Annotated in this window: 7 protein-coding genes; 2 read left to right on the top strand and 5 right to left on the bottom strand. The window is 66.8% G+C overall.

What is annotated here, in order from left to right:
* Nucleotides 1-20: 20 nt before the first annotated feature.
* The 4 genes from ACN22W_RS32170 to ACN22W_RS32155 form a co-directional block, all read right to left on the bottom strand.
* Entirely contained in the window at nucleotides 21-1,073 is a 1,053-nt protein-coding gene (locus ACN22W_RS32170; protein WP_419688536.1) for a nucleoside hydrolase, read from the bottom strand.
* Nucleotides 1,074-1,081: 8 nt separating this feature from the next.
* Complete coding sequence (locus ACN22W_RS32165) at nucleotides 1,082-2,194, bottom strand: porin (RefSeq protein ID WP_129515785.1); 1,113 nt, start codon at nucleotides 2,192-2,194, stop codon at nucleotides 1,082-1,084.
* Between the two features lie 162 nt (nucleotides 2,195-2,356).
* Nucleotides 2,357-3,694, bottom strand: coding sequence for a hypothetical protein (locus ACN22W_RS32160; protein WP_419688534.1), 1,338 nt, complete (start codon nucleotides 3,692-3,694; stop codon nucleotides 2,357-2,359).
* Between the two features lie 397 nt (nucleotides 3,695-4,091).
* Nucleotides 4,092-5,510: an MFS transporter gene (locus ACN22W_RS32155; RefSeq protein WP_419688532.1), complete on the bottom strand. Its 1,419-nt coding sequence runs from the start codon at nucleotides 5,508-5,510 to the stop codon at nucleotides 4,092-4,094.
* Nucleotides 5,511-5,980: 470 nt separating this feature from the next.
* Between ACN22W_RS32155 and ACN22W_RS32150 the strand changes: the two genes are divergently transcribed.
* Nucleotides 5,981-8,428, top strand: a complete 2,448-nt coding sequence (locus ACN22W_RS32150; RefSeq protein ID WP_419688531.1) for a DUF3772 domain-containing protein — start codon at nucleotides 5,981-5,983, stop codon at nucleotides 8,426-8,428.
* Nucleotides 8,429-8,533: 105 nt separating this feature from the next.
* Here ACN22W_RS32150 and ACN22W_RS32145 read toward each other — a convergent pair whose 3' ends face one another.
* Nucleotides 8,534-10,048, bottom strand: a complete 1,515-nt coding sequence (locus ACN22W_RS32145) for an aldehyde dehydrogenase family protein (protein ID WP_048246683.1) — start codon at nucleotides 10,046-10,048, stop codon at nucleotides 8,534-8,536.
* A gap of 635 nt (nucleotides 10,049-10,683) precedes the next feature.
* Between ACN22W_RS32145 and ACN22W_RS32140 the strand changes: the two genes are divergently transcribed.
* The gene (locus ACN22W_RS32140) at nucleotides 10,684-12,264 is read left to right on the top strand and encodes an amino acid permease (RefSeq protein WP_419688530.1); all 1,581 of its coding nucleotides are present in this window, start codon (nucleotides 10,684-10,686) and stop codon (nucleotides 12,262-12,264) included.
* Nucleotides 12,265-12,279: the final 15 nt, after the last annotated feature.

Genomic DNA, 12,279 nt, shown 5'->3' with positions numbered 1-12,279 from the left:
TTCGCCGCGCGACGTCGCGCTCAGGGCAGCTTCGCGACGCGCTCGACGAGCGTCGCGTAGAAGCGGTCCGCGTCGACCTCGTTGATCCACGTCGCATTCGCCGCGCGACCGCTGCGGCCGTTCCAGTCGACGATCGTCTCGCCGAGCGTCCACTGCCCGCTCGTCTCGACCACCACGTTCACCTTGCGTCCGCCGAACATCGTCGGATCGACGAGATAACCGACCGCGGTCGGGTCGTACATCGGCCCGTCGTCGACGCCGCGCCGCTTCTTGTTGTACGCCAGCTCGGCCGTCATGATGTCCGCGACGATCGCGCCGCAGCGGTTGCCGAGCGCGCGGAACGGTGCGACGCGCGCGGGCGTGATCGGCGCCTTCACCGCGACGTCGCGCGGCAGCACGACGATCGGCACGCCGCTGCCGAACACCACGTCGGCCGCCTGCGGATCGACGTAGATGTTGAACTCGGCGGCCGGCGTGATGTTGCCGCGCTCGAAGAATGCGCCACCCATCAGCACGATCTCGCGCAGCGCGCCGCGAATCTGCGGCGCTTCGATCAGCGCGGTCGCGATGTTCGTCAGCGGGCCGAGTGCGCACAGCGTCACGCTGTTCGGCGCGGCATGGCTCAGCGTATCGACGAGGTACGACACCGCGTGATCGGTCGCCAGCGGCGCGCGCGGCTCGTGCAGTTCGACGCCTTCGAGCCCGGTCTTGCCGTGCACGTTCGCCGCCGTCACGAGTTCGCGCGCGAGCGGGCGCGGGCAGCCCGCATAGACCGGCAGCGTCTTCGTGCGGCCGGCCCAGTCGCGGATGATCCGCGCATTGCGTTCAGTCAGGTCGAGCGGCACGTTGCCCGCGACGGCGGTCAGCGCGCGGACGTCGAGCCGGTCCTGCGCGCCGAGTGCGAACAGGATCGCGATGGCGTCGTCCTGCCCCGGGTCGGTATCGATGATCACCGTGCGGCGCGCGGTGTCGCCGCCGGCCGCGAACGCGCCCGTTTCGGGCAGCAGTGCGGTGCCGGCCAGCGCGGCGGACAGTTTCAGGAAGGTGCGGCGGGATGCGATCGGGTGGGTCATGGTCGAACTCAGAAAACGTGCCGGACGCCGAGCGTCGCCATCATCTGGCGCGTGCTGGTCGAGCGCGCGTACGCGAAGATCTGCGCATGGTCCGCGTCGCCGGCCGCCTGCTGCGCGATCACCGTCAGCGCGACGTCGGTGCGTTTCGACAGGAAGTAATCGGCCTGCAGGTTCACCTGGTGCCATTTCGGACGCTTGTCGATCACGTCGTACTTGCCGTTCGTGAACGCATACGCGGCGCCGAGAAAGAGCTGCGGCGTCATCGTGTAGACGACGTTCACGCCGAGGTTCTGCAGGTGCAGGTGCGAATTGTCGAGGTAATCGTAGCGTACGTCGGTAAACATCGCCGCGAACTGCGCGCGGCCGATCGTGTAGAAGCCGCCGGTGCCCGCAATCCGCTGCCGGCTCGCGTACGCCGCCGGTGACATCGCGCTCTTGCTGAAGATCAGCAGCGGCGACGCATAGTCGTTCGCGATCGCGCCGTCCTGGTTCGTGCCGCTGTACGGATGGTTGTACTGCGCATAGACCGCGCTCCAGCGCAGCGGGCCCTGCTCGTAGCCGAGCCCGAAGCTGTACGCGCTGTTGTTCGCGAAGCCCGTCGCGTTGCTGAAGCCGTACAGCGCGGTGAACTTCAGGCCGTAATAGACGGGGCTCACGTACTTCACCGAGTTCTGCACGCGGATGTCGTTGTAGCCGTTGTCGTTGTCGCCGATGTTCACGCCGTTGCTCGCGATGATCACGGGCCCGATGTAGTCGTGGATCGCGTCGTACTGGCGGCCGAACGTCAGCGAGCCGTAGGTGCGGTCGGCGAGGCCGACGTAGGCCATGCGCCCGAATTCGCGGCCGTTCTGCGCGGCCGTGCCCGTCATCACGTTGAAGCCGTTCTCGAGCTGGAAGATCGCGGACAGCCCCTGCCCGAGATCCTCCTTGCCCTTCAGCCCCCAGCGCGGGTTCTGGTTCGTGCCGGACAGCGCCTGCCAGGCGTTCTTGCCGCCCTGGTTGGTCGCGAACCCGACGCCGGCCGAGATGAGCCCGTACAGCGTGATGCTGCTTTGCGCACAGGCATGGGTCGCGAAGGCGCCGAGCATCGCGAGCGGGGCGAGCTTGTAGAGAGTTTTCATGCGGGTCGTGTGATCGGTGGTGGTCCAGGCGCGGCAGGGTTCCGCGAAACTGGACTCGACTATACGAACCCGGCTCGGATAATAAAAGTTTGCTTTTCTTATGTATCAATAAAACGGATTTATTCTCATCCTTGCGCCTCCCGCCCCCCGGCGGACCGGCCGTCAGTCCGCCGTATCGCCGCCCCTCGGCAGCTTCGACCACGCCTTGCGTCCCGGCATCGGCGACCAGGCCGGGCGGGTCTTGCGTGCGCTGTCGATCACGACCAGGTAACGACCCGCGATCGGCGTGATGTCGCGATCGCGACGCAGCACCCACAGCGACTTGCCGGCTTCGACGCGCGCCTGGTAGTCGTCGTCGAGCAGCCCGTGCCGGTCGAAGAACGTGTTCAGCGACGCAGGAATCCGCACGCACCCCTTCGAGTGCCGGATGCCGAGCAGCGATTCGAGGCGGTCGGGGTCGGTCGCATGCATCTGGAAGCGCATCGGCGACACGCCGCCCTTGCCCCAGCCACGTTCGCCGTCTTCCCAGCCGAAGTCGTAGATGCGCATGTCGCGGAGGCCGTAGCCGCGAATGCCGTTCTCGTTCGTCGTGCCTTCCGCGCGGAAATCCATGTTGTCGGGCGAGTGATGGAACACCCCGAGCGGCGTCAGGAAATGGTCGTACTTGCCCGGCAGCCCGGTGCCGACCGGCGATGCGCCGATCATCAGCCACGCATTGGCCGGCGTCGCGCGGAAGTAGATGAAAAGCGCCTGCACGTTCGGCGAACGGTCGACCATCGCGACGTATTCGCCGGCCAGGTCGCCGAGGTCCGCGTCGGCGAGCGCCTTCTGGAGCCGTGCGCCGTACGCGCGCTGCTCGCTCATGGGCACGTTCAGGCGCCGCGTGACTTCCTGCGTGAAGCGCTTGCGCATGTCGATCGCGCGTGCTGTCGCGTTTTTCGCTTCCTCGGCCGACAGCGGCGGATGCCGGCGTGGCGGGGTTGGCGCGGGTGCCTCGGCCTCGCCGGCCGGTACGGCGGACGCGGCCGACGCAGGCTCTGCGGCGGATGCGGCAGAAGCCGCCGACTCAGGCGCTGCGGTGGACGCGGCAGAAGCCACCGACGCGCCCGATGCCGCGCTAGCAGGCCCCGCATGATGCGCATGCGATGCCGCGGGCGCGGGCTGCGCGGCCGATGCGGCCGACGATGCATGCGCGGGTGACGCCGGATGCACACGGGAAGCTGCATGCGTGGACGGCGCGACTACTGAGGATGACGTAGCAGCGGACGACGGTACGTCGGACGCGGCAAGGGCAGGCCGCCCAGCGAGAACGGAGATTGGCAGTGCGACAGCGAGCCAAACATACATGGCGACTGCGCGGGTCAGGCAACGCGGCTTCGCAAATTGCCGCGTCAGATTGGAAAGCATCATACGTTCGAAGCCATCGGCCGATCCGGCCGTCGCATGTTGCTGTTGCGAACGGCGCATCTTCCGCGCGAGCCATCGACACGTCCGGCGCATCGCGTGCGCCCGGCGCCGACGCCTCTTCGCGGCGGAGCCGTTCGCTGATGCAACGCGTGCGGTCCAATGGCGGCTAATGAGTCGTCAGGCCTTTCATTTTACGCGTCCGGGCAATAATCTGCAGCGGTGAAAGCCGTGGCTTTCCGGTGGATTTGCGCTTCGTCACGCTTTGTTTCAACTCGTTGCCGCTCGCTTTGTCGTTGCGTGGCAACCTTGTTTGTTGGGCGCTTCTGGCGTGTGACGGGATGCGAGCCGTGGACTTGTATGTTTCATGACGAAGCGATGTTCTCACCGAATCGATTCGCATCCCAAATCATTTTCGATGCAGTTTTTGCTCCATGCAATCGCATCGCACGCGTGCCGCACGAACCCTGCGACACGCGTGTACAGCCATCGACTACCTGGAGATGGTTTCGAGCGCGATGCCCTTCGTGCGCGGCCCCATGAGCCCGATCGCGGCCATCACGATCGCCATCGCGCCTGCGATGAACGCGAACACGCCGAAGGTGCCGAAGCCCTTCAGCACGGCCGCGATCGCGAACGACGAGAAGATCGCCGAGAAGCGGCTCCACGAATAGACGAAGCCGACGGCCCGTGCGCGGATCGACGTCGGGAACAGTTCGGCCTGATACGCGTGGAAGCTGTACGACATGATGTTGCTCGCGAGCGTGAGGCCGATGCCGAGCACGATCAGGAATGCGCCCACCGTCGTCTGGCTGAACAACAGCCCGCAGACGACGATCGCCGCCGCCATCGCGACGATCACCGACTTGCGCTCGAAGCGGTCGGCGATCAAGAGGCCGATCAGCGGGCCGATCGGCGCCGCGAGCGCGATCACGCTCGAATACATCAGGCTCGACGTGATCGTGATGCCTTGCTTGATCAGCAGCGTCGGCACCCAGTTCGCGAAGCCGTAGAAGCCGACCGTCTGGAACACGTTGAAGATCGTCATCATGATCGTGCGGCTGCGATACGGCGGCACCCACATGTCGCGGAAGCTGCCGCGCGGCGGCACGGGCTCGGCCGGTGCGGGCGGCGGCAGCGGCCGCCCGTATTCGGCTTCGACCTTCGCCTCGAGCGCGCGCATGATGCGATCGGCTTCGTCGACCCGGCCCTGCTGCGCGAGCCAGCGCGGGCTTTCCGGCAGTTCGCGGCGAATCCACCATACGAAGAGTGCGCCGTGCGCGCCGATCAGCACGACCCAGCGCCAGCCGTCGAGACCGAACGGCGCGTGCGGCACGAGCAGGTAAGCCAGGAACGCGACCACCGGCACCGCGACGAACCCGACTGCCTGCTCGCACGCGAATGCGCGGCCGCGGATCTGCTTCGGCACGAGTTCGGAGATGTACGTGCCGATCGTCACCATCTCGACGCCGAGGCCGAGCCCGACGACGAAGCGCCAGAAGTTCAGCCCGGCCGCGGTGTCCTGGAACGCCATCACGACGTTGGCGGCCGTGTACCACAGCAGCGACCACGTGAAGATCGCGCGGCGGCCGAAGCGATCGGCGAGAAAGCCGCATGCAATCGTGCCGATGAACAGCCCGGAGAACAGCGCGGCGATGAAGCTCGCGACGCCCGTGGTGCCGAACAGGCCGTGCGTCGTCGCCGACAGGATGCCGCTTTTCACGAGGCCGGGCGCGACGTAGCCGCTGTAGAGCAGGTCGTAAAGTTCGAAGAAGAAGCCGAGGCTCAGCAGGATGACGAGCTTCCAGACGGTGCGGGTGGGTGGCAGACGGTCGAGGCGGGCCGAGATGGAGCCGGGGTCGACGGATGGGGATTGGGCAGGTGCCTGCGGAAGGCTGTCCGTTGAGGCCATCTTGGGCGCGTCTCCTGGTCGTGTCGTGTTGTGTGTTGTTGTCCGGCGACCGTTGAGCCGCCGTCGGGCGAATCGCTGCATTGTACCGGCACGCCCGTCCGGCACACGTGCGCGCCGGCCCCGGTATAAGGAACACGGCGACGGGCCGGCCACATTCCGGGTGCCGAACCGATTCGGACACCCCATTTTCGCGCCGGACAATGTGTAAATTGCGTAACGGTCTATCGGGTGCGGAAAGCGTGTCACAACAACGATCCCGGGCCGCACGCCTTGAGCTCGGGCAGTGTCGGCCAGACAGTACGGGCCTGACGCGCCGTTTCGTGCGAACTCGTGCCGCCGAATTCGCCACGAGCGAGAGGCGCAATCGGTACAACCACGCCTTCCACACCCCGGTAACATGCTACCGGGCCAACTACCGGCTTCCGGGCGCCTTTCGGCAACCGGCACTGTCGGCAAATCGTAAGAATTCCATGTCCATACAACGACTATCCACGTACGCCCGCCGGATCGTGATGATCGCGCTGCTGCAGTTCACGGCGATCGCGACCGCGTCGGCGTTTCCGGCGGCCGCTTCCGCCCCGGGCGCGAGCGGCACCGACGCGTCCGTGCCGGCCATCTCGCTGAACGACGCCGTCGCGCAGCTCAAGCAGATGCAGGCCGAACAGGACCGCATCAAGCAGCAGACCTCGACCGCGTCCAACAGCAAGGAGCTGGATGCGCTCGCCGATGCGACACAGGAGCTGAGCACCGATGTCGCGAAGCTGCAGAGCGATCTCGCTCCGCAGCGCGCGCAGATCCAGGCGCAACTCGACGTGCTCGGCCCGGCGCCTGCCGAGGGCGCCGCACCGGAAACGCCGGCCGTCGCGAAGCAGCGGGCGACGCTGAACGCGCGCAAGACGCAGATCGATGCGGCACTGAAGCAGGCCGCCGACCAGAAGACCAACCTCGCGAACCTGAACGAACAGTTCGCGAAGCTGCATCGCGGCCTGCTGAAGAACCAGCTCGCGTTCCGTTCGGGCGGTATCTTCAGCGCGCAGTTCTGGCTGCCGCTGTTCCAGCGTTCGCCGGATGACATCCAGCGGCTCGAAGATTTCAACGACGAACTGCGCGACATGCTGCGCTCGTCGTGGGTGCCCGGACAACGGGCGATCACCACGCTGCTGCTGATCGCCGCGTTCGCGATGTGGCTCGGCGGCCGCCGGCTCATCGAGCGCGGGCTCGCGTGGATCTGCCTGAACCGCCTGCCGCCCACCCGCTTGCGCCGCAGCGCGCTGGCGCTGTCGACCGCGCTGTCGACATTCCTGGCAACCGCCTTCGCGGTTCAGATCCTCTACCTCGCCGTCGCGCGCCACTACGAGCTCACGCCGCCGCTGACCGATCTGTGGGACCAGTTCGCGAAGCTTGCCGCGACCTGCGCACTGATCGCGGGGCTCGGCCGCGCGCTGCTCTGCACGAAGCATCCGTCGTGGCGCCTGCCGGCGCTCGCCGATCCCGTCGCACTCGCGATGAAGCCGTTTCCCAGCATCCTGGCCGCGCTGCTGCTGATGTCCGGCACGCTCGAATCGATCAACCGGATCGTCGACACCAGCCTGTCGGTCACGCTGTTCGGCCGCGGCATCGTCTCGCTCGTCGTCGCGCTGACGGTCGGCGCGTCGCTGCTGCGCTCGAACCGCGCGCGCAGCGTGCTCGCGGCGGCCGGCGAGGCACCCGAGGAGCGTTCGACGCTTGCCGGGCTGATCCATGCCGGCGTCACACTGGCGATCGTCGTGTCGCTGATCGCACTCCTGATCGGCTACATCACGGTCGCGCGCTTCATCACCTACGAGCTCGTGTGGTTCGAGATCGTGCTGTGCGCGACCTACATCCTGATCCAGTTGACGCGGGACGCGAGCGAAAGCCTGTTCTCCGCGACCCTGTCGACGGGCCAGCAGATCAAGCACCTGTTCGCACTCGAAGACCGGCACCTCGACCAGGCCCGCACGGTCCTGTCCGGATTCGGCACGAGCCTGCTGATGCTGATCGCGGCCATCGCGCTACTGACGGGCGGCTTCGGCACGACGCCGGGCGACCTGCTCGACAGCGCGGTCGCGATGATCGGCAGCCAGCGGCTGCAGAGCCTGAACATCATGCCGGACCGGATCCTGAACGCCGTGATCGGGTTCGCGATCGGCTTCTACCTGCTGCGCTCGCTGCGCCGCTGGCTCGACGGCGAGTTCATGCCCGCGCTCGGCATGGATACGGGGATGCGCGTGTCGCTGATCACGCTGTTCACCAACGTCGGCTACGTGCTGCTCGTGCTGATGACGCTCGGGCTGCTCGGCGTCAGGTGGAACAACCTCGCGTGGATCGTCAGTGCGTTGTCGGTCGGTATCGGCTTCGGCCTGCAGGAGATCGTGAAGAATTTCGTGTCGGGGCTGATCCTGCTGACCGAGCGTCCGGTGAAGGTGGGCGACATGATCAGCATCGCGGGTGTCGAAGGCGACATCCGCCGCATCAACGTGCGCGCGACCGAGATCCAGCTCAGCGACCGCTCGACCGTGATCGTGCCGAATTCGCAACTGATCTCGCAGAACCTGCGCAACGTGACGATGGGCAACAGCACGCAGGGCGTCGCAACGCTGGTGCTGACGTTCCCGCTGAACACCGATCCCGAGCAGGTGCGCGACCTGCTGCTCGACGCGTATCGCGCGCATCAGGCGATTCTCGAGAAACCGGCACCGTCGGTGACGTTCAGCCAGCTCACGCCGGACGGGATCACGCTGAGCGTGACGGGTTACGTGGCGAGCCCGCGGATCGCGAGTTCGACGAAGAGCGACCTGCTGTTCGAGATTCTGAAGCAGCTGCGCGCGGCGAAAATCACGCTGTCGAGCCCGCAGATGCTGGTCGTGCAGAACATGCCGGCGGTGGGAGACGCGTAACGCCGCGCCCGATCGCAGCCGCGTATACAAACGAAGGGCCGGTTGCCGCGACGCGGTAACCGGCCCTTCTCGCTCTCACGTGGCGCCTGGATCGGGCGCCTCGCATCAGAAGTCGAACTTCACGCCCTGCGCCAGCGGCAGCTGCCGGCTGTAGTTGATCGTATTCGTCGCGCGACGCATATAAGCCTTCCACGCATCCGAACCCGACTCGCGGCCGCCGCCCGTTTCCTTCTCGCCGCCGAACGCGCCGCCGATCTCCGCGCCGCTCGTGCCGATGTTCACGTTGACGATCCCGCAGTCGCTGCCCGCTGCCGACATGAATTGCTCGGCCTCGCGCATGTCGTTCGTGAAGATCGCCGACGACAAGCCTTGCGGCACCGCGTTGTGCACGTCGATCGCGTCTTCGAAGTTGTCGTAGACCATCACGTACAGGATCGGTGCGAACGTCTCGCGCTCGACCACCGCCGATTGCTTCGGCATCCGCACGATCGCCGGACGCACGTAGTACGCATCCGCGTGACCACCGACGTCGACGCGCTCGCCGCCCTTCACTTCGCCGCCCTGCTCGCGCGCATCGGCCAGCGCCTTCTGCATCGCGTCGAACGACGCACGATCGACCAGCGGGCCGACGAGCGTACCTTCCTCAAGCGGGCTGCCGACCTTCACCGACGTGTAGGCCTTCTCGATGCGCGGCAGCAGCTGATCGACGATGCTGCGATGGACGATCAGGCGGCGCAGCGTCGTGCAGCGCTGGCCGGCCGTGCCGACCGCCGCGAACGTCACGGCGCGCACGACGAGGTCGAGATCGGCGCTCGGCGCGACGATCATCCCGTTGTTGCCGCCGAGTTCGAGGATGCCGCGCGCGAGACGCTGGCTCAGCACCTTCGCGACTTCCGTGCCCATCCGCACGCTACCCGTCGCGCTGATGACCGGCACCTTCTTCGACGACGTCAGCACCTCGCCGACATCGCGCATGCCGAGCACCAGCTGGCTCAGCCCTTCCGGCGCGACGCCCGGATGCGTCTTGTCGAACTCGCGCAGCGCCTTGCCGAGCAGCACGTGGCATGCAATCGCGGTGAGCGGCGTCTTTTCCGACGGCTTCCACACGACCGGATCGCCGCACACGAACGCGAGCGCCGCATTCCATGCCCACACCGCGACCGGGAAGTTGAACGCCGAAATCACGCCGCACACGCCGATCGGGTGCCAGGTTTCCATCATCCGGTGGCCCGGGCGCTCGGACGCGATCGTGAGGCCGTAAAGCTGGCGCGACAGGCCAACCGCGAAATCGCAGATGTCGATCATTTCCTGCACTTCACCGAGGCCTTCGGACGTGATCTTGCCGGCCTCGAGCGTGACGAGGTGGCCGAGCGCGGCCTTGTGCTCGCGCAGCACGTTGCCGAACACGCGCACGAGTTCGCCGCGCACCGGCGCCGGCACCGTGCGCCACTTGAGGAATGCGTCGTGCGCGGCGTCGATCTTGCGCTCGGCGTCGGCGGGCGTGTCGACGGCCAGCGTCGCGAGCGTCGCGCCGTCGAGCGGCGAACGCGCGGTCAGCGCATTGCCTTTCCACTGGGCGAGATCGATATCGAGCGCGGCAAGAATGTCGTTGAATTGCATCACTTCCTCTTCAGGGACAGATTGATCGGTGCGGCGGCAGCGCCGCCCGCGTGATTCGATTGGAGCGCGTTCGCGCGCCCTGTGCAAGCGGATGCGCAGCTCGACGGGCCCGGTGCGCCGCACGGCGCATCGCGCCGCGCCGCCGCCGGAAGCCCGGCCGGACGGCGCGCCCCCGCCTCGCAAGGCACGATCCATGAAACACATTGTCGATGGCCACAAGTCAGGCCGCTATTGATATTAACTCACGACTTCATTCCCAAAACGCAACACCTCGGCAGGACAAATCCATGCGTTTCCAAGCTGATTCAGGACGCGTCCAAAGCCGGCAGCCGGGCCGCCCGGGGCGTCGCGTCGCGACGCAAGTTGATGACAAAGTTGCATCACCCTGTTCGGAAATATCGTTTGCGGCCCGTGCATCGGGCACACACAATCGGTGCGACGTCGAGGTGCAACGCACCCGGCGCGCCGACGGCCGCCATCAGGCAGCCGGACGACAGACGAAGGCGACACGCGTGGCAGCCCGGTTCACCCGGACCGTTCCCGCGAAGCACCACCGCTGCCCCGGCCGGCAGCAGGCACCGCGTCGCGCTTCGTCACCGAAAAAACAATCCCGGAGACAGCGCCCAGCGCCCGCCATGCATTCAGATGCCCGCCCCGATTCGTCCCGTCCGTCCGGCTCGCCGCCCGCGAAGCCATCCCTCCACCGTAGCCTGCAGGCCCGCCATCTGCGGATGATCGCGATCGGCGGCTCGATCGGCACGGGCCTGTTCGTCGCGTCCGGCGCATCGATCTCGCAGGCCGGCCCCGGCGGCGCGATGCTCGCGTACATGGTGATCGGCCTGATGGTCTATTTCCTGATGACGAGCCTCGGCGAAATGGCCGCGTTCATGCCCGTGTCGGGCTCGTTCGCGACCTACGGCGCGAAGTTCGTCGACGAAGGCTTCGGTTTCGCGCTCGGCTGGAACTACTGGTACAGCTGGGCCGTGACGCTGGCGGTGGAACTGGTCGCCGGGCAGCTCGTGATGAACTACTGGTTCCCGCATGTGCCGGGCGTCTGGTGGAGCGCGCTGTTCCTCACGCTGATCTTCGCGCTCAACGCACTGTCGGTGCGCGGCTTCGGCGAAGCCGAATACTGGTTCGCGCTGATCAAGGTGCTGACGGTGCTCGCGTTCGTCGGCGTCGGCCTGCTGATGATCTTCGGGATCATGCAGGGCGGCCCGAGCGCGGGCTGGGGCAACTTCACGCTCGGCGATGCGCCGTTCGTCGGCGGCTGGGCGACGATGCTCGGCGTCGCGATGATCGCGGGCTTCTCGTTCCAGGGCACCGAGATGATCGGCGTCGCGGCCGGCGAGTCGGAGAACCCGCGCACGACGATCCCGCGCGCGGTGAGCCAGATCTTCTGGCGCATCCTGCTGTTCTACGTGTTCGCGATCTTCGTGATCGGCGTGCTGATTCCCTATACCGACCCGAGCCTGCTGAAGAGCGACGTGACCGACATCGGCGTGAGCCCGTTCACGCTCGTGTTCCGCCACGCGGGCCTCGCGTTCGCGGCCGGCGTGATGAACGCGGTGATCCTGACCGCCGTGCTGTCGGCCGGCAACTCGGGCATGTACGCGTCCACGCGGATGCTCTTCAACCTCGCGGTCGAAGGCCGTGCGCCGAAGGTGTTCGCGAAGCTGTCGCCGGGCGGCGTGCCGCGCAATGCGCTGTATGCGACGACCGCCGTCGGCGCGCTATGTTTCCTCACGTCGCTGTACGGCGACAAGACGGTCTACCTGTGGCTGCTGAACACGTCGGGCATGGCGGGCTTCATCACGTGGCTCGGCATCGCGGTCAGCCACTACCGGTTCCGCAAGGGTTTCCTCAAGCAGGGCTACCGGCTCGACCAGTTGCCGTACCGGTCGAAGTGGTTCCCGTTCGGCCCGCTGTTCGCCTTCGCGCTGTGCGCGATCGTCGCGCTCGGCCAGGACTACCAGGCGTTCCTCACCGACAGGATCGACTGGGTCGGCGTTGCCGCAACCTACATCGGCCTGCCGTTCTTCCTCGCGATCTGGCTCGGCTACGCGATCGTGCGCAAATGCCGCCTCGTGCGCTACGAGGACATGGAGATCGCGCCGTGGATCGAACGCAACGCGACGCCCGAAGCAGCACCGCAGGCCGAAACCGGCTACGCGGGCTACGTCGCCAGCCCGGCCAACCCGACGCCGGGCACCTGACGGCACGCACCGCGC

The sequence above is a fragment of the Burkholderia theae genome, from assembly GCF_048565265.1.
In the GTDB taxonomy this organism is placed as follows: Bacteria; Pseudomonadota; Gammaproteobacteria; order Burkholderiales; family Burkholderiaceae; genus Burkholderia; species Burkholderia theae.
The sequence above is the reverse complement of the archived record's forward strand: the minus strand, read 5'-3'. Positions and strand labels throughout refer to the sequence as shown.

What these genes read in the sequence shown, in the direction of transcription:
- ACN22W_RS32145 (WP_048246683.1), bottom strand. Translation starts at nt 10,048, where the DNA reads ATGCAATTCAACGACATTCTTGCCGCGCTCGATATCGATCTCGCCCAG.
- ACN22W_RS32165 (WP_129515785.1), bottom strand. Translation starts at nt 2,194, where the DNA reads ATGAAAACTCTCTACAAGCTCGCCCCGCTCGCGATGCTCGGCGCCTTC.
- ACN22W_RS32150 (WP_419688531.1), top strand. Translation starts at nt 5,981, where the DNA reads ATGTCCATACAACGACTATCCACGTACGCCCGCCGGATCGTGATGATC.
- ACN22W_RS32160 (WP_419688534.1), bottom strand. Translation starts at nt 3,694, where the DNA reads ATGCGCCGGACGTGTCGATGGCTCGCGCGGAAGATGCGCCGTTCGCAA.
- ACN22W_RS32170 (WP_419688536.1), bottom strand. Translation starts at nt 1,073, where the DNA reads ATGACCCACCCGATCGCATCCCGCCGCACCTTCCTGAAACTGTCCGCC.
- ACN22W_RS32140 (WP_419688530.1), top strand. Translation starts at nt 10,684, where the DNA reads ATGCATTCAGATGCCCGCCCCGATTCGTCCCGTCCGTCCGGCTCGCCG.
- ACN22W_RS32155 (WP_419688532.1), bottom strand. Translation starts at nt 5,510, where the DNA reads ATGGCCTCAACGGACAGCCTTCCGCAGGCACCTGCCCAATCCCCATCC.